This is a genomic window from Pseudomonas sp. GLN_2 (assembly GCF_043106005.1).
In the GTDB taxonomy this organism is placed as follows: Bacteria; Pseudomonadota; Gammaproteobacteria; order Pseudomonadales; family Pseudomonadaceae; genus Aquipseudomonas; species Aquipseudomonas alloputida.
In genome coordinates this window covers 119,633-135,760 of sequence record NZ_JBICMC010000077.1, presented here as the reverse complement: position 1 = coordinate 135,760, position 16,128 = coordinate 119,633, and the positions used below count along the sequence as shown (strand labels likewise).

The following is a 16,128-nucleotide window of genomic DNA, read 5'->3' as shown; positions in this document are numbered from 1 at the left end:
CGCCAGCTCACGGAAGATTCAGAGTTTTTTGAACTACCGCCTCGGCCGGCACCTCCCACCTTAGAGACTGTGATTTGCCCGGAGCCCGCCATGGCCAAGCCCTTGCAGGAATATGCGCGCAAGCGCGACTTCAACGCTACACCCGAGCCCAGCGGCGAACGCAAACGTGGCAAGCGGGCTCATGCGCTGCAGTTCTGCATCCAGAAACACGACGCCAGTCACCTGCACTACGACTTCCGCCTCGAGCTCGACGGCACCCTGAAAAGCTGGGCGATCCCCAAAGGCCCATCGCTGGACCCCAAGGTGCGCCGCTTGGCAGTGCATGTGGAGGACCATCCGTTGGACTACGCCGATTTCGAGGGCCATATCCCTGAAGGCCACTATGGTGCAGGCGATGTGATCGTCTGGGACCGCGGTATCTGGGAGCCTGAAGGCGATGCCCATGAAGCCTATGTCAAAGGCAAGCTGCGTTTCCGCCTGCAAGGCGAGAAGCTAGCCGGCGTGTGGAACCTGTTTCGCACCCACCTGGCCGGCAAGAAAGAACAATGGATGCTGGTCAAGTCGCACGACGCCCAGGCGCGCAGCGAAACCGAGTACAGCATTGTCGAGGCCCTGCCCGACAGCGTGCTCAGCGAGCGCACGCTGGTGCCACGCAAATCCGCTGCAAAAAAAGCCACTGCCCCGCGCAGCAGCCGTAAACGCGCCGACAAAGTTCAGGCTGCACCCTTGCCAGCCCAGCTACAGCCACAGCTGGCAACGTTGGTGGATTCTCCACCCAGCGGCGACTGGCGCTACGAAGTCAAGTTCGATGGCTACCGCATTCTGGCCCGAATCGACGGCCAGGACATCCGCCTGTTCACCCGCAACGGCCATGACTGGAGCAGCAAGATGCCCCGTCAGGTTGCCGCCTTGCGCGCGCTCGGTATCGACACGGCCTGGCTCGATGGCGAAATGGTGGTGGCTGATGAGAATGGCATGGCTGACTTCCAGGCGTTGCAGAATGCCTTCGATACCGAGCACGACGAACGCATCACCTATTACCTGTTCGACCTGCCATTTCTGGGCGGTCAGGACCTGCGACAGCTACCGCTGCAGCACCGCCGCGATACGTTGCGCCAACTGCTTGAGCACAACCATTCCGACTTCATCAAGTATTCCGCCGACTTCGACGAACCTGTCGAATCGCTACTCGACAGTGCCTGCCGGCTGAAGCTGGAAGGCCTGATCGGCAAGCGTGCTGACAGTGTTTACAGCGGCCGCCGTAGCCCAGACTGGATCAAGCTCAAGTGCAAGCAACGCCAGGAATTCGTGATCGTCGGCTACACCGACCCCAAAGGCAGCCGCAGCGGCTTCGGTGCCCTGCTGCTGGCCCTGCACGACAACGACAGTGGCGAGCTGCGCTATGCCGGCAAGGTTGGTACCGGCTTCAACACCACGACACTGGCCAGCATCCACACGCGGCTCAAGCCCTTGGAAATCGCCAGCCCTGCCCTGCCCTCGCCACCTGCCGGAGCCGAAGCGCGTGGTGTGCACTGGCTGCGGCCGCAGTTGTTGGCTGAAGTCGCCTTTGCCCAGATGACCCGTGACGGCATCGTGCGGCATTCGGTGTTCCACGGCCTGCGCGATGACAAGGCGGCCACCGCCATTGACCTGGAGCGCGCCATGCCCGCAAAAACTGTATCCAACCGCAACAAGCAGGCCAAGGCGTCTGAGAACCTGGGTGAACTGCGGCTGACCCACCCCGACCGGGTCATCGACCCCACCACGGGTGTGACCAAGCGCGAAGTCGCCGAGTATTACGCTGGCATCAGCCAGTGGATCCTGCCACAGCTCAAGCACCGCCCGGTGGCATTGGTGCGCGCCCCGGACGGCCTGGGTGGCGAGCTGTTCTTCCAGAAAAACGCGGGCCAGCTGCACATACCCAACGTACTCAGTTATGAAAAGGCCGAGGCAGGCCAGGCGGCGATGGTCATCAATCGCCCGGACACGCTGCTGGGCGCGGTGCAGATGAATACGCTGGAACTGCACACCTGGAACGCCACGGACAAGGATTTCGACAAGCCGGACCGTTTTGTCCTCGACCTGGACCCTGATCCTGCGCTGCCCTGGAAGGCGATGGTGGAGGCGACCCAACTGGCCCTCACCCTGCTGGATGAACTGGGCCTGAAGGTGTTCCTGAAAACCAGTGGTGGCAAGGGTATTCACGTGGTTGTGCCCTTGACCCGACGTGCCGGCTGGGACGAAGTCAAGGGCTTCAGCCACGCCATCGTCAATTACCTGGCCAAGCTGTTTCCGGAGCGCCTGAGCGCGGTGTCGGGGCCGAAAAATCGCGTGGGACGCATCTTCATCGACTACCTGCGCAATGGCAAGGGCGCTACCACGGCGTGCGCCTATTCACTGCGAGCCCGTGACGGGCTGCCAGTATCGGTACCTATCTGGCGTGAGGAACTGGCGCAAATCAAGGCCGCCAACCAATGGAACATCACAAACCTGCACGAGCGTCTGGCGGAGGTCGACGACCCTTGGGCCGACATGGGCAAGGTACGCCAGTCGATCACCGCGCGCATGCGCAAGCAGCTAGGGCTCGAATGATGATGCCCCTGCGATTGGACACGACCCGGGAGCCACGCCCATGAGCATCGTTCAGGACTTCAACCTGACCACCCTTGACCGCCTTTTACGCGCCTTTGGCGAACGCCAGCTACCGCTCAACCTCGATACCCAATTGCCGCAACTGATCCAGGCGCTGCAAGCTGATCACCTCGACCTGCTACCGTTGCCGGGGCAAGGCAACACCTTGCGTCGCTGGCAGACCTTGGCACGGGTGGCCGGCTGTGACCTGGCACTGGCCAAGCTCTATGAGGGCCATACCGATGCCTTGGCGATCCTGGCGGAATGCGGCGCAGCGCACCACGCCAACGACGGCATCTGGGGCGTATGGGCGGCAGAGCCGCCCGATGCGCGGGTCCACATCACTGCGCGTGAAGGCGACCAGGTGCGCCTGAGTGGCACCAAGGCCTGGTGTTCCGGTGCCTTGCAGATCGATCGCGCGCTGATTACTGCCTGGGATGAGGCCGAGCAGCCGCAATTGGTGGCAATCGAGCTGTCACAGCCGAGCCAGGGCCTGAACATCGAGCACTGGCAAGCCGTTGGCATGGCCACTACCGCCAGTGTCGAGGTGGCGTTCAACGATACCCCAGGCACGCTCATCGGCACGCCAGGCCAGTACCTCTCGCGCCCTGGCTTCTGGCAAGGCGGTGCGGGTATCGCCGCCTGCTGGTACGGCGCGGCCGAGGCGCTGGCGGATTACCTGCGTGAACATTGCCGCAAACCCCGCCCAGACCCGCATGCCGATGCGCATCTGGGCGCTGTGGATGCTGCGTTGCATGGCGCCCGTGCGTCATTGCGTGAATGTGCTGCCTGGATCGATCAGCAGCCCGGTGTGGATGCCAGTTTCGAAGTTCGCCGCACCCGCGCCCAGGTAGAACAGGCCGTAGAGCAGGTTATCAGTCACGTCGGGCGTGCCTTGGGGGCCACGCCGTTCTGTCGCAGCAGTCATTTTGCCCGGCTGAGCGCCGACCTGCCGGTGTTCCTGCGTCAGAGCCACGCCGAGCGCGATCTGGCGATGCTGGGCCAGCAGTTGGCCCAGTTGCCAGCCGGGGTGTGGCAACTATGAGCCAGAACCTGATCCAGGCCGCGGGTGGCACGCCTTGGGCAGCCTGGCAGCAAAGCGCGCACCTGGCGCGTGCGACCTGGCTCGACTCACGCCAACTGTGCCCGCCGGGGCGCCGGCTGGTATTGATTGCGCCGCACCCGGATGACGAGATTCTCATGGCCGGCGGCCTGTTGGCAGGCTTCAAGGGGCGTGAGGATGAGCTCGTGCTGATCTCCGCCACCGACGGCGAAGGCAGCCACCCCGGCTCCAGTCACTGGACCGAACATCGATTGCGCCGCCAGCGCCCCCAGGAAAGCCGACTGGCCCTGCAACAGCTCGACCTGGACCTTGAACGCCTGGACTGGCGCAGGCTTCATCTGAAGGACGGCCAGTTGCCGCGCGAAGAAGCGTTTCTGACCCGTCACCTCACCCAGTTACTGCGCGCCGATGACCTGCTGATGGCCACCTGGCGCAGTGATGGCCATTGCGATCACGAGGCCGTCGGCCGCGCCGCTGCGCAGGCGGCGGCAACCCGTGGGGTGCACTTGGCTGAGGTACCGGTCTGGGCCTGGCACTGGGCCGAGCCTGACGACCCGCGCCTGCCATGGCCCCGTGCGCACCGCGTGCAGCTCGATGAAAGCCGTCTGGCACGCAAGCGCAAGGCCTTGGCCGCCCACGTCAGCCAGCTGCAGCCGGACGGCGAGCAGCCGCCGGTGCTACCGCCGCACCTGCTGGATTGCCTTCTGCAACCTTTCGAACTGGTGTTTCTTTGAATGGAGCTGTCATGAGCCTCGATCCACAGTATTTTGCCGAGCTATACGCCACCAATGAAGACCCTTGGGCCTTTCGCACCCGCTGGTACGAGAGGCGCAAACGCGAGCTGGTGATGGCCAGCCTGCCACGCCAGTGCTATCAGCGCGTGTTCGAGCCAGCCTGCGCAAATGGCGAGCTCAGCGCGCTGCTGGCCGAGCGTTGCGCCGAACTGCTGTGCCAGGACCTGGACCCGACAGCCGTAGGCCTGGCCCGCGAACGCCTGGCTCACGTGCACAATGCCTCGGTCGAACGGGCCCGGTTACCGGGGGACTGGCCGGGCGGCCGCTTTGACCTGATCGTGCTCAGCGAGGTGGGTTACTACCTTGATCCCACCGACTGGCTGCAGGTGATCGAACAATCGGTGGCCAGCCTTACCTACGACGGCGCGTTACTGGCCTGCCACTGGAAGCACCCTATCGCGGGTTGCCCGCAGGACGGTCGCGACGTGCACCGCATGTTCACCCGGCATTTGCCGTTGCATCAGCAGTTCCGCCATGAGGAGGCGGACTTCTTGCTGGAGTACTGGTCATGCCAGCCAAGCGTTGTCGATCTCGACGAGACGTGCCCATGATTGCCGTTGTCATCCCTGCACACAACGAAGCCCGACGCCTTGGGCGATGCCTGCGGGCAGTGCTGATCGCTGCCCAGCAGGCGCAGCAGTCGGGGCTGCACGTGGAAGTGCTGGTGGTACTGGACCGCTGCAGTGACGGCAGCGCCGCCGTGGCGCGGCGTTTCGGCGTACACATACTGGAGGTGGATGCCGGTAATGTCGGCATGGCACGTCGCGTGGGCGCGGCGCACATGGTCGAGCGGGGCGCCACGTGGTTGGCGTGCACCGATGCGGACAGCCGGGTCCCGGCGCACTGGCTGCTGTCGCAGTTGGCCTGTAGCGCCGAGGTGGTTTGCGGCACCGTGCATGTCGAGTACTGGCAACCCTGGCAGACAGCCGCGCTGCGCAAGCTGTACCAGAGCCGCTACCAGGCGTGTGAAGGGCATCGGCATGTGCACGGCGCAAACCTGGGGGTATGTGCCGATGCCTATGAGCGTGTGGGTGGCTTTCAGCCCCTGGCGGCGCATGAAGATGTGCAGCTGGTCAGCGACCTGCAGGCCAGCGGCGCCCAGATCGTCTGGACCGCCAGGCATAGTGTGGCCACCAGCAGTCGACGTGACAGCCGCGCCCGCGAGGGGTTTGGTGATTACCTGGCTGGGTTGCAGGCGCAGTCTTGAACTCAATGGCATTGGCCGTGTTCATGAAGCCTTTCGCGTCTTCTTCACCGGTTTCTTGCCACCCAGGCTGCGCTTGAGCAGTTCGGTCAGGTCGAGGATGTCCGCACCTTTCTCGGCCCCTCCTGCGTCGCCCTTCTCCACCGCCTCGATCTTGCCCTTGCTGGCCTTCTCCTCCACCAGGTCCATGATCGTCTGGCGGAAGGCGTCATGATAATCCTCAGGCTTCCAGGGCCCGCTCATGTCCTCTACCAGGCGCTTGGCCATCTCCAGCTCGCGCTTCTCCACCTTGCTGTCGGTCACGCTGGCATCCAGCTCCAGCGTTTCCAGCCCGCGCACCTCTTCAGGCCAGCGCAAGGTGATCATCACCAGCGCATGGTCCAGCGGCCGCAGCAGCGCCAGGTGCTGCCGGGTATGCAATACCACGGTGGCCAGGGCCACCTTGCCGGTCTTTTCCAGCGTCTCGCGCAGCAAGGCGTACACCTTGCCGCCACGGCGGTCCGGGGTCAGGTAGTACGGCGTATCGAAATGCTGCAGCGGAATATCGCCCGCTTCCACAAAGGAAAAGATATCGATCGTCTGGGTCGCTTCGGGCCGGGCCTTGCGGATCTCCTCTTCACTGATCACCACATAGCGGCCCTTCTCGAACTCTACGCCCTTGACGATATTGTCCTTGTCGATTTCCTTGCCGGTCACTTTGTTCACCCGCTTGTAGCCGACCGGCTCCATGCTGCGCTTGTCCAGCCAGTCGAAGTCCACGCGCTCGGTGCGCACGGCGGTATTGAGTGCCACGGGGATGTGCACAAGGCCAAAACTGATGGCGCCTTTCCAGATTGCCCGAGCCATGAGGGTGCTCCCAGGGTTGCCTGCTGATACCAGAAGTGACTGCGCCGGGCGACAAAGGTTTAGCTGCCCTGCCCTGCGGCAACCGTCACGCCTGGCTGAACAACACCCGCTTGAACGCTTCGGCCGCCAGGTGCACTTGCACCGCCCAATCTCCCGCGGCTTCGCTGCCGGCATCATCGGAAATGTATTTCAGGCACACGAACGGGATACCTTCGCCCCGCGCGATCAATGCCAGTACGTAGGCTTCCATGTCGACCACGTCGTAAGGCGCGTCGCCATGGTTGATCTCGAAGCTGTCACCGCTGCCACAGGTTTCCACAGCCAGGCCGGGTATTGCCGCCCCGTGTTCGAGTACCACCGGGGTGTCGGACAAGGGTGTTTCATAACGGGCAAAGCCCAGCGCGGTCACATCCATGTCGCGTTGTACGAAGCGGTTACAGCACACGACTTCGCCCTTGCCATGACGCTGGCTGCCAGCCGAGCCCAGGTTGACGATAAGCTTGGGCCTGCGCGTTGCGATCGCCTTGGTCAGGGCGATCGCGGCATTGACCTTGCCAATGCCGGTGAACACGGTGTTCACCTCGGTAAAGACATCGCCAGCCTCGGCCTCAAGCGCAAAGACGAACAGCGTGTCATTCAGGGAAATGTCGGGGAATTGCTTGATCAGCATCATGGAGCAGGTGTTTCCGAGTGGCTGCAAAGGGCGCGGCCATTGTCGGTCAACCCCGGCTAAATGCAAGTCCCGGCAGCCACCACGGCGCGTAGCGCCTGCCCTTTGCCAAGCCCGTCTGCCCTGGCCTGTGCCAGGCAGCGCAATTGCTGGTCGGCATGGGTGCCATGGCGCAGCACGTGCAGGGCGTGCCGGCAGGCGCGCTCGGCGTCCGCGCTGTCTATGGGTATCTGGGCCTGCAGTTGGGCGAGCCAACCTTGCGCCGTGACCGGCTGCTGCTCGTGACAACCTATGAAGTGTGCGTGGCGCCCATGGCGCATGGCACGCCAGTAGTTCTCCTGGGCGATCCAGCGCAATTCGCGGCTGCAGGGTAGCGGGTCATGGCGGTAGGCAATGCTGTGTTCAACCAGGTGGCGAAACAGTGCTGCAATGCACAGAACGTCTTCCAGATTCGGGCAGCCATCGCAGATGCGCAACTCCACTGTCGGATAGCGCCGCGAAGGCCGGAGTGCCCACCAAAGGTCGCCATCGGCAGCCAGTGCACCGGTGCGCTGCAACAGGGTACGGTAGCGTTGATAGGCGGCCCAATCCGGCAACGCTTCGGGCAAGCCCATGTGCGGCCACTCACCACAGATCACACGGCGATAGCTCATGTACCCGGTAGCCTGGCCAGCCCACAGGGGCGACGAAGTGCTCAACACCAGCAACAACGGCAACCAGGGCAAAAGGCGGTTGATCAGTTGCATGCGGTCACAAGCTGGCGGCACGCCAACGTGCACATGCAGGCCATTGAGCAGGCTACGCCTTGCCACATGGCGGTAGTCATCGAACAGCTGCTGATAGTGCCCTTGTGCCGCGGGCTTCTGCCGCAGCCACGCGGCGCAGGGGTGGCTGGCCGCAGCGTATGGCCCCATCCCCTCTTCGGCCAATGCCACGCGCAGCCGCTGACGGCTGCGCTGGAAGAATTCACGCGCTTCATGCAGGTTGGTGAACACCGGCGACGCCAGCTCGATCTGGCTGCGGAACATTTCCTGGGCGAAATAGCGGCCAAGTGCTTCACGGCAGCGCCCGATCACCGCGAGTGACGGTGTGGCCGGAACCTGACCCGAGCCCAGGTTCACCAGCAGGTACTCTTCCTCGATGCCGAACGTACAGGGCCGGATCATGCTGCCTCAGCGGCTGCGGGTAACGGTGAGCGCCACGGCGGCGATGCGTTCGACCTGTTCGTAGCCTGGCTCAGCCAGTTGCTCGCCAAATACGTCGGGGTCGATTTCCCGATACACCCAGGCCCAATCCGGACCGGCCAGGCGCAGGCGGATGGCTTCGAGCAGGGCGTCGCGGCCTTCGACAATGGCCACGCCGGTGTACAACAGCAATGTACCGTGGCGGCTCAGCCGTTCGCGAGCCTGCTCCACGATACGCAGTGACAGGTCGGCGCCTAGCGCGCCGCCGCCGTGACGGTAGATGCGGGCGTTGGTGTCGAGCATGTAGGGCGGGTTGGCAACGATCAGGTCGAACGTGCCGCTGATACCGTTCAGCAAGTCACTGGGCTCGACCGACAGATTACTCACGCCCGCCAGGGCTGCATTGATTGCCGTATAGCGCAGCGCCAGGGGGTTGATGTCAACGGCGCTGACCTGTGCGTGCTGGGCGGCGCGGGCAATCAGCAAGGCGCCCACCCCGCTACCACAGCCGATATCCACTGCATGCTCGACCCGCTCGGGGCAGTGCTGGAGGTGATCGCGAATGACCTGGGCAAAGCGGTAACTGTCCGGGCCGAAGAACACGGCATCGCTGGCGTCGGTTGGATACGCCGAATGCAGCAACAGTAAATCATCCAGGCTGGACCAGCGTACCGTGCTGATCAGCCGTTCACCCTGTGCACCCAACGCCTGCGCACGTTCGAGCAACAGTAACTGATCTGCCGACAGCAAACCTGGCTCGAAAGGTCGGCTCCAGCCGAATATATCGCGCAGGGTGCTGGCCTGCCCGCAGCCCTCGCGGGCATTGACGCGCGCGTGGGTGGCGGGTGTCACGCAGGTAAAGCGGTATCCATCGGCGCGCAGGCGCTGTCCCAGTTGTAGCAACGCCTGGTCTGCCTCGATTTGCCTGTGAGCGAGCATCATCAACGTGGTTCCTCCTGGCGCAGCCCGGTTACGCGCATGTAGGCGCGCGTGGCAGACAGACCGTCGGGCGTGGCGTGGCGATTGCCGACCATCCTCTGGATCAACGCCTTGGGGGCCACATTCAAGGCGTCCTTGGGTATGTCTTCAGGCTCCTCGGGCAGCCCCCAACTGCCAGGGGACACGCGGCGGATGGACGGCTGCCAATCGTCGGCGATCCAGTCATGCCATAGCTGTTTTTCATAGGCGTTGAACACCCCGAACATCGCCGCGGTCGGCCCGTCGATCAGCGTCCACCAGCGGCTGTTCGCCGGCGGCTGCCCTCTGCGGATCCAACCCTGAGCCTGCAATGCGGCAACGAATGCGGGCATGGCGCCGGGTTCGGCCAGCCATTGATTGATCGTACGCTGCTGCAGGCGGCAATGGTCGGCATGCATCAATTGGCCATAGACCCGCTTGCGTTCAAGGGCTGCAAACAGTTCGCCTTGCAGGTCGAACTGGCGGATGAGGTCTGGCGTGGCGATACCCCGGTCATTCAGGCGGTAGCCTAAGCGCGCCCTGGCGTAGAACGCCTGCGGATCATGCGCGGGGCTTAGCTGATTCAGCGCCTGAATTGCCAGGCGGGCGTGGCCGCTGGCGGCATTGTCGATGGTCACATGCAACTGAAAATACTGCCCGTCGATGCCCAGTTCGGCCAGCTCGTACGTGGTGATCAGCAGATGCAGCGGTGGCTGCTCATAACCGAGGTTGTAGCCAACCACCTCTGGCAGGTGAGTGTCGCAGTGCTGCCCCAGGGCAAGTTGCAGGGCCCCTTGCAGATATCGCGTGTCATCCAGGGGCATGGCCTCTACGCAACCCAGGCGACCAAGCAGGCGCTGATAGATCAGCACATGGTTGCAGCGTGGATCACCGTTGCCGAGCTCTTCCAGATAGGTGCGAATCAGCCCGTGATAATGTGGATCGCGCCAGTGATGCAGGGTGCCCTGTAGCCAGGCGCCATCCACGGCCTTGGTCGGCGCAACCTGTTGCAGGAACCACAATGCGTGGGCGCGGTTGGAAAAGTAACGCCGGGGCATGCCTTGACGGCGTTGTGCCCGGTAATCGGTGTAGGCCTTGGCGACCTCGGCGGTATGCTTCTTGCTCCAGGCCGGCAACTCGGACGGTGTGTCGGGCAAGTCGTCCGGCATGCTCGCGGCCCCCGCCAGTTGTTCCTCGAGCCATGAGCCGCTGCCAGCATCCTGGCCTGCGAGCATTGCTTGGTAGCGTTGTCGCAGGCTGGTCGATTCGGTGACCACTTGCGCACTTCTTGCAGTATTGCGGTTCATCACCGTCATGCCGTGCTCCTTGTCTTCTTACTGGCTCGGCTTTTGGCCAGGCATCGGCTCGGGGTCGGGCGCAGGCTGCGGTGCAGGCTTGGAATCAGGTTGCTGCATCTGCAGCGAAGGCTTGCTGGGGTCGGAATCTTTACCAGGGTGGTCATTGTCGCGGTCGAAACAGCCGCCGACCAAGCTCAGCGCGGCCATCAGGATGATCAGTGGAGTCAGTCGCATGGAGTACCTCCTTGGATAATTGCAGTGCCAGGTCGCCCCGGCACTGCGCCTTGGTCAGTTACGAACGGCCGCCCTTGTGGCCCGACTCGCGGTCGTGGGGCATGTTGCCGCCCGAGGACTGGCCGCCCTTGCGACCGGCTTCGGAAGCTTTTTCACGGTCATTGGCGAAATTGCCCGGGTTCTTGTTACCGCCTTGGCTGCCTTGTTGATTGCCGGTGCGGCTGTTGTCTTTAGTGGCCATGGTGTTCAAACCTCATATGACTTCGGAATGCACGGCAAGATGCCGTACACAGATTCGGAGTTCGGCGATATCGGCAGATTCGCTTTATTACGAGAGGTTCGGACCGGTGGCGTTAAATAAACGGCATCGCCGTATTTGGTGCGCGTGTCAGTGGTGCGGCGGGCGATCCATGCGCGCCTGGCGCCGGCCCAGCCAGCCACCCGTCGCGGCCCAACCCACGGCAAGCAGCGCGCCGATCAGCATCGCCAATTGTGGGTGCTCGCCCATGACGTCCAACCCACGCTTGAGCCAGCCGCTCAGCGCATCGCCACCACGGTAGACCACCGTGTCGATGAAGTTCTTGGCTTTGTACTTGTCCTCGGCGGGCAGCACGGTGAACAGCATCTCCCGCCCTGGCCGTACCAGTGCGTATTCACCTGCCCGGCGCACCACCATCACCACCACGAACAGGGCAAACACCGGGGCCAGTGCCAGCCACAAGAAGCCGACAGCCATGACCAGCGGCACTGCAACCAGCAATACACCGACACCCAGCCGACGGGCCAGGCGCCCGGTAAGAAAGACCTGGGTGAGGATGGCCAGGGCCTGCACAACCGTGTCGATCAGGCCGAACACCTGTGTCTGTCGGGTGCGGTCCGTGAAGGTTTCGCTGACAATACGCGCCTGCTCGAAGTACAGGAATGTGCTGACGCTGGCCAGCAATACCACGAACAAGGCGATGCCTAGCAGATAGGGCGAACGCAGGACGGCGGTGGCGCCAGTAAAGGGGTTGCCACCCAGTGGCCGCGCGTCCTGATGTTCGGTTTGAATCGCAATGGGTTGACGGGCTCGCCAGCGTTGCAGGAACAGTGTCGCGCCGATACTGCCCAGCAGAAATACCGCCGCCAGCACCAGTAACCCGGCATGGCCGAGCGGCGCCACCAGCAGGGTGCCAAGCAGGGGGCCACTGAGCCCGCCCAGGCTGGCTCCGGCTGCCAGCAGACCGAACAGCCGCTTGCCTTGGGCGGTGGAAAACAGATCGGCAAGCACGCTCCAGGCCAGCGAGATCGTCAGCAAATTGAACACCGACAGCCAGATGTAGAAGGCCCGGGCGGTCCAGAGATCGTCAGGGTTACCGGCCAACAGTGCCGCGAACAGCAACAGGTTGCTGGCGAAAAAACCATAAGTCCAAGGCAGGATATGCCTGCGCTGCACCCTGGATGCCAGCCAGCCGAACAGCGGCAGGCACGCCAACGTGGCAATGAAGGTGCCGGTGAACAGCCACTGCAGGTTTTCCACGCCACCGGCAACGCCCATGGTTTCGCGCACCGGGCGCAGCATGAAGTAACCGGTGAACAGCAGGTAGAACAGCAACAAGCCGGCGATGACCGCCGGCCCTTCACCAGGCTGGATATTCAGCCCTTGGTCCAGGCGCCGCCGCCAGGCTTGCATGATGTCAGGCAAACTGCGTGATCAGCGCCTGTTGCTGCGCCGGGGTGAGCATTGGCTCATGCCCGGCCTTGAGCTGATCGAGCTGGCGGTCAGGCCGACTGGTAGCGGGTATGACCGTGGTCACTGCCGGGTGGCTGATGGCGAACTTGAGAAACAGCTGTGCCCAGCTGCCGATGCCTGCTTCGGCGGCCCAGCCCGGCAAGGCCTGGCCCTTGACCCGGGCGAACAGCCGGCCATCGTCGAAGGCCCGATTGATCAACACCGCAACGCCCTTGTCCTGGCACAGCGGCAGCAGTTCCCGGGCAGCATCAGGGGCGTTGACCGAGTAGTTGATCTGGATGAAGTCCAGCGGCTCGCTGCGCACGATACGGGCGACGTCGTCGTGGCCACTGTTCAGGTAATGGGTGATGCCGACATAACGTGTCCCGCCCTGCTGCTTCAGCTCGCGGGCATAAGGCAGCTGGGTCTGCCAGTCACGCAGGTTGTGAATCTGCAGCAAGTCGACCTTGTCGGTACGCAGGCTCTTGAGGCTGCCGGCCCACTGCGCTTGGGCTTCAGCCCGGCTATTGGCGGCGATCTTGGTGGCCAGGAAGCACTGGCGGTGCCAGCCGCCCTCTTCCAGCAACTGGCCGAGAATGCTGTCGGCGCCCCCGTAGTTGGGCGAGGTGTCGATCACCCGGCCGCCGCCTTCAAAAAATGCCTTCAGCACCGTTTTGAGCTGAAGGTATTGGGGCGAACCGCTTTCTACTTCGAAACTGCCCGAAGTACCGGCACCGATCACCGGCAACGCTTCACCGGTGGACGGGACTTTACGGGCCAGCAAACCCGCCGGCACGGCAGCGTGCAGCCAAGGGCTGGCGGCGGCCAGCAACCCCAATGTTGCACCGGCGCGTAGGACTTCACGACGTGCGTACATGGAAAATCTCCCGTCATGAATCGGAAATTTTCAAGCCTAGCCGCTCTGTCCCTCGCCTGCGGGTGTTTCTGTATCTGGATGTTTAGAGATCAGGCCCGCAGCAAGGGGCTCAGATCGACACCCGTCTCGCTCATTGGCGGGCACCAGTAGTAGCCCCCCGTCAGCGGGCGGCTAAAGCGGTAAAGTCCGTCGATGATGCCGTCTTCCAGGCCACTCATGCGCCGCAGCTGCACTTCGAATGCCTCGAAACTCTTGCCCAGCGCGACAAAGGCCAGGCCGGCGCCGCGTTGGTCGGCCCAGGCTACCGAGCGACGGACCATGAACGCCTCGGGTTCAAAGCTTTCCTGGGCGGTGCGCTTGACGTGCGCGGACTCGGGGGCGTCGTCGAGTTCTTCGTTATCGCTCAAGCGACGGCCGATGATGTTGTCCTGGTCTGCCTGGGGCAACGACTTGAAGTATTGCAGGTCGTGCTTCCACAGCTGGAACGCGGCAAAGCTGGAGCCATCTGCGGCAATGGCCGCTTGCACCGCCTCTTCGTCTACCGGGTTTTCGGTACCGTCTTCATAACCGGTAAGGTCATGGCCGCCCCGGTGCAGGAAGCCATCAACGCTGTCGGCCAGGCCCAGGGCGGGTGCCAGCGCCTGCTCCAGGGCCTGGGCGCGCAGCAGCAGGTCGCCACGTTCGTCGCCACGCAGCCACAGCCACAGGGCGTGTTGGGTGCTGGGGTTCTCCACCGCGGCATCCAGCAGCGGGAACGGGCGCAGGCCGGGTATTTCACGGCCCAGGGCCTTGGCCAGCGGGGCGCCTACACCCAGCAGCAACTGTTTGCCATCGACCTGCGGCAGCAAGGCATCCAGCGCGGCAGGCAACGCCTCGGGCGACTGCAGGGTGAAGAACAGGTGACGGGCGTGGGCCGGCACCGGGGTGGCAAGCAGACCTTGCTGGAACGGCATATCAGGCTAATCCTAAGGTAAAAACGGAATGCTACTTCGCCTGCATGCCTGCTGCAATGCGGCATGCAGCCTCGCCAGCCGCTGCACGTGGTAACAAACGGTTACCAAGAGCTGGCCCTTTGCAATTAGCTATCGATCAAGGCCGACCTACACTGCTTCAGATCCTTCGCCCGAGATCTCCCTCATGACCGCCTCGCCCCTGTTCACTGCGTTTCTGCCGCTTGCACTGGGCATCATCATGCTTGGCCTTGGGTTGTCGCTGACCCTGGCCGACTTCGCTCGCGTGGTGAAATACCCAAAGCCCGTGGTGGTGGGCCTGGTGTGCCAGATCCTGCTGTTGCCGCTGGTGTGCTTTCTGATCGCCAACGGCTTTGGCCTGGAATCTGCCCTGGCAGTGGGGTTGATGCTTCTGGCGGCTTCGCCGGGCGGTACCACGGCCAACCTGTTCAGCCATCTGGCCCACGGTGACGTGGCATTGAACATCACCCTGACGGCGGTCAACTCACTGATCGCGATCCTGACCATGCCGTTGCTGGTGAACCTGTCGCTGAGCTGGTTCATGGCCTCGGACCAGGCTATTCCACTGCAGTTCGCCAAGGTCATGCAGGTGTTCGCCATCGTCTTGCTGCCGGTGGCGCTGGGCATGCTGATTCGCCATTTTGCCCCGGCATTCGCTGCGCGCATGGAGAAACCGATGAAGCTGGTGGCTGCGCTGTTCCTGGCCTTCACCATCGTCCTGGCACTGGCCAAGGACTGGCAGACAGTGGTCGAGTACGCACCGGTGGTGGGCCTGGCGGCGCTGCTGTTCAACCTGCTGAGCCTGACGGTGGGCTATTGGGTGCCGCGGTTGTTGAACATTCCCAAGCGCCAGGCGATTGCCATTGGTATGGAAATTGGCATCCATAACGGGACCTTGGCGATTGCCCTGGCGTTGAGCCCTTCGCTGCTGAACAACGCGACCATGGCGGTGCCGGCTGCGTTGTACAGCTTGATCATGTTCTTTACTGCGGCCGGGTTTGGCTGGTGGGTGAGCCGCGGGCATGTGGCGGCAGAGCCCAAAGGTGAAACCGTGAACTGACGTCACCCAATGCCCGGCAGGTGCCGGGGATGCGTCACGATTGGCTGCGCCTGCTGCGCAGTTGCTGCTTCAACACCTTCAGCGGCGGCGCATAGAAAAACCCAAACGACACGCTCCCTGTGCGCCCCTTCACCGCATGGTGCAGGCGGTGCGCGCGGTGCAGGCGTTTCAGGTAGCGGTTGACCGGCCGCGGCTTGCGCGGCCAGTGTCGGTGAAAGAAGCCGTCGTGGGCCAGTACATACAGTGCCCCATACCCAGCCACACCACCGCCCACCCACTGCAAAGGCGCATAACCACTTTTGCCCAGCGCCACCAGCGCCGTGGCGATCAGCCCCAGGGCCATCAGGTACAGGTCGTTGGTTTCGAGCATACCCAGGTGTGGCTCATGGTGCGATCGGTGCAGCCACCAGCCCCAGCCATGCATGATGTACTTGTGAGCCAGCGTACCAACGCCCTCCATGGCTACCAGGGTGCCGAACAATATGGCGAGATTGAACAGCATGGAACGGTCCGGGTGATGGCAAAGGAAGGCGCAAGGTTACCGGCTGCCCAGGGTTTTTTCCATGTGGGCGTGACCGGCAGCAGGCCGTTCCCTGATGAAGCCATTGTCATGTGTTTGCCCTTGACC

At 63.2% G+C, this 16,128-nt stretch carries 16 protein-coding genes and 1 pseudogene; 6 read left to right on the top strand and 11 right to left on the bottom strand.

Annotated features, from left to right (window positions below):
• Positions 1-90 precede the first annotated feature (90 nt).
• The 5 genes from ligD to ACF8Q6_RS17530 are packed head-to-tail and all read left to right on the top strand — an operon-like array spanning position 91 to position 5,695.
• Positions 91-2,592 carry a DNA ligase D gene (ligD, locus tag ACF8Q6_RS17550; RefSeq protein WP_392491845.1) on the top strand — a complete coding sequence of 834 codons (2,502 nt, stop codon included), beginning with the start codon at positions 91-93 and terminating at the stop codon, positions 2,590-2,592.
• A gap of 40 nt (positions 2,593-2,632) precedes the next feature.
• Positions 2,633-3,676 (top strand): acyl-CoA dehydrogenase, encoded by a 1,044-nt coding sequence (locus ACF8Q6_RS17545; protein WP_392491844.1) that lies wholly within the window; start codon positions 2,633-2,635, stop codon positions 3,674-3,676.
• Complete coding sequence (locus tag ACF8Q6_RS17540) at positions 3,673-4,428, top strand: PIG-L deacetylase family protein (protein WP_012052317.1); 756 nt, start codon at positions 3,673-3,675, stop codon at positions 4,426-4,428. Before ACF8Q6_RS17545 ends, ACF8Q6_RS17540 begins: the two co-directional genes overlap by 4 nt.
• 11 nt (positions 4,429-4,439) lie before the next feature.
• On the top strand, positions 4,440-5,039 hold the full coding sequence (locus ACF8Q6_RS17535; protein WP_392491843.1) for a class I SAM-dependent methyltransferase: 600 nt from the start codon (positions 4,440-4,442) through the stop codon (positions 5,037-5,039).
• A complete protein-coding gene (locus ACF8Q6_RS17530) occupies positions 5,036-5,695 on the top strand; it encodes a glycosyltransferase (RefSeq protein ID WP_392491842.1) in 660 nt (219 codons plus the stop codon). Before ACF8Q6_RS17535 ends, ACF8Q6_RS17530 begins: the two co-directional genes overlap by 4 nt.
• Positions 5,696-5,716: 21 nt before the next feature.
• Here ACF8Q6_RS17530 and ACF8Q6_RS17525 read toward each other — a convergent pair whose 3' ends face one another.
• The 10 genes and pseudogenes from ACF8Q6_RS17525 to ACF8Q6_RS17480 all read right to left on the bottom strand — a co-directional run bounded on the left by ACF8Q6_RS17525 (position 5,717) and on the right by ACF8Q6_RS17480 (position 14,422).
• Entirely contained in the window at positions 5,717-6,538 is an 822-nt protein-coding gene (locus tag ACF8Q6_RS17525; protein WP_004576232.1) for a Ku protein, read from the bottom strand.
• 85 nt (positions 6,539-6,623) lie between these two features.
• Positions 6,624-7,211 (bottom strand): nucleosidase, encoded by a 588-nt coding sequence (locus tag ACF8Q6_RS17520; protein ID WP_012052320.1) that lies wholly within the window; start codon positions 7,209-7,211, stop codon positions 6,624-6,626.
• A 56-nt stretch (positions 7,212-7,267) separates the two neighbouring features.
• A complete protein-coding gene (locus ACF8Q6_RS17515; protein WP_012052321.1) occupies positions 7,268-8,374 on the bottom strand; it encodes a carboxylate-amine ligase in 1,107 nt (368 codons plus the stop codon).
• Positions 8,375-8,380: 6 nt separating this feature from the next.
• Positions 8,381-9,334, bottom strand: coding sequence for a class I SAM-dependent methyltransferase (locus ACF8Q6_RS17510; protein ID WP_019751594.1), 954 nt, complete (start codon positions 9,332-9,334; stop codon positions 8,381-8,383).
• On the bottom strand, positions 9,334-10,665 hold the full coding sequence (locus tag ACF8Q6_RS17505; RefSeq protein WP_392491840.1) for an iron-containing redox enzyme family protein: 1,332 nt from the start codon (positions 10,663-10,665) through the stop codon (positions 9,334-9,336). Before ACF8Q6_RS17505 ends, ACF8Q6_RS17510 begins: the two co-directional genes overlap by 1 nt.
• Positions 10,666-10,683: 18 nt before the next feature.
• The gene (locus ACF8Q6_RS17500; RefSeq protein ID WP_014756700.1) at positions 10,684-10,881 is read right to left on the bottom strand and encodes a hypothetical protein; all 198 of its coding nucleotides are present in this window, start codon (positions 10,879-10,881) and stop codon (positions 10,684-10,686) included.
• Positions 10,882-10,939: 58 nt separating this feature from the next.
• Positions 10,940-11,065 (bottom strand): annotated as a pseudogene (locus ACF8Q6_RS17495) (general stress protein); the annotation flags it as partial.
• Positions 11,066-11,269: 204 nt separating this feature from the next.
• Positions 11,270-12,553, bottom strand: a complete 1,284-nt coding sequence (locus ACF8Q6_RS17490; protein ID WP_392491838.1) for an NTP/NDP exchange transporter — start codon at positions 12,551-12,553, stop codon at positions 11,270-11,272.
• Positions 12,554-12,557: 4 nt separating this feature from the next.
• Positions 12,558-13,469, bottom strand: coding sequence for an aldo/keto reductase (locus ACF8Q6_RS17485; protein ID WP_017148354.1), 912 nt, complete (start codon positions 13,467-13,469; stop codon positions 12,558-12,560).
• A gap of 89 nt (positions 13,470-13,558) precedes the next feature.
• Positions 13,559-14,422, bottom strand: a complete 864-nt coding sequence (locus ACF8Q6_RS17480) for a Dyp-type peroxidase (protein ID WP_121783503.1) — start codon at positions 14,420-14,422, stop codon at positions 13,559-13,561.
• 184 nt (positions 14,423-14,606) lie between these two features.
• On the opposite strand from ACF8Q6_RS17480, the gene ACF8Q6_RS17475 reads away from it, so the two are divergent.
• Complete coding sequence (locus tag ACF8Q6_RS17475) at positions 14,607-15,500, top strand: bile acid:sodium symporter family protein (RefSeq protein WP_392491835.1); 894 nt, start codon at positions 14,607-14,609, stop codon at positions 15,498-15,500.
• A gap of 34 nt (positions 15,501-15,534) precedes the next feature.
• Here the strand turns inward: ACF8Q6_RS17475 and ACF8Q6_RS17470 are convergent, their stop codons facing one another.
• Positions 15,535-16,002, bottom strand: coding sequence for a beta-carotene hydroxylase (locus ACF8Q6_RS17470; protein WP_392491834.1), 468 nt, complete (start codon positions 16,000-16,002; stop codon positions 15,535-15,537).
• Positions 16,003-16,128 lie beyond the last annotated feature (126 nt).

Bases quoted from the DNA above. Each gene is read 5' to 3' on its own strand.
- ACF8Q6_RS17525 (WP_004576232.1), bottom strand. From the start codon at position 6,538: ATGGCTCGGGCAATCTGGAAAGGCGCCATCAGTTTTGGCCTTGTGCAC.
- ACF8Q6_RS17545 (WP_392491844.1), top strand. From the start codon at position 2,633: ATGAGCATCGTTCAGGACTTCAACCTGACCACCCTTGACCGCCTTTTA.
- ACF8Q6_RS17480 (WP_121783503.1), bottom strand. From the start codon at position 14,422: ATGCCGTTCCAGCAAGGTCTGCTTGCCACCCCGGTGCCGGCCCACGCC.
- ACF8Q6_RS17500 (WP_014756700.1), bottom strand. From the start codon at position 10,881: ATGCGACTGACTCCACTGATCATCCTGATGGCCGCGCTGAGCTTGGTC.
- ACF8Q6_RS17510 (WP_019751594.1), bottom strand. From the start codon at position 9,334: ATGATGCTCGCTCACAGGCAAATCGAGGCAGACCAGGCGTTGCTACAA.
- ACF8Q6_RS17530 (WP_392491842.1), top strand. From the start codon at position 5,036: ATGATTGCCGTTGTCATCCCTGCACACAACGAAGCCCGACGCCTTGGG.
- ACF8Q6_RS17475 (WP_392491835.1), top strand. From the start codon at position 14,607: ATGACCGCCTCGCCCCTGTTCACTGCGTTTCTGCCGCTTGCACTGGGC.
- ACF8Q6_RS17535 (WP_392491843.1), top strand. From the start codon at position 4,440: ATGAGCCTCGATCCACAGTATTTTGCCGAGCTATACGCCACCAATGAA.
- ACF8Q6_RS17505 (WP_392491840.1), bottom strand. From the start codon at position 10,665: ATGACGGTGATGAACCGCAATACTGCAAGAAGTGCGCAAGTGGTCACC.
- ACF8Q6_RS17490 (WP_392491838.1), bottom strand. From the start codon at position 12,553: ATGCAAGCCTGGCGGCGGCGCCTGGACCAAGGGCTGAATATCCAGCCT.
- ACF8Q6_RS17470 (WP_392491834.1), bottom strand. From the start codon at position 16,002: ATGCTGTTCAATCTCGCCATATTGTTCGGCACCCTGGTAGCCATGGAG.
- ligD (WP_392491845.1), top strand. From the start codon at position 91: ATGGCCAAGCCCTTGCAGGAATATGCGCGCAAGCGCGACTTCAACGCT.
- ACF8Q6_RS17540 (WP_012052317.1), top strand. From the start codon at position 3,673: ATGAGCCAGAACCTGATCCAGGCCGCGGGTGGCACGCCTTGGGCAGCC.
- ACF8Q6_RS17485 (WP_017148354.1), bottom strand. From the start codon at position 13,469: ATGTACGCACGTCGTGAAGTCCTACGCGCCGGTGCAACATTGGGGTTG.
- ACF8Q6_RS17520 (WP_012052320.1), bottom strand. From the start codon at position 7,211: ATGATGCTGATCAAGCAATTCCCCGACATTTCCCTGAATGACACGCTG.
- ACF8Q6_RS17515 (WP_012052321.1), bottom strand. From the start codon at position 8,374: ATGATCCGGCCCTGTACGTTCGGCATCGAGGAAGAGTACCTGCTGGTG.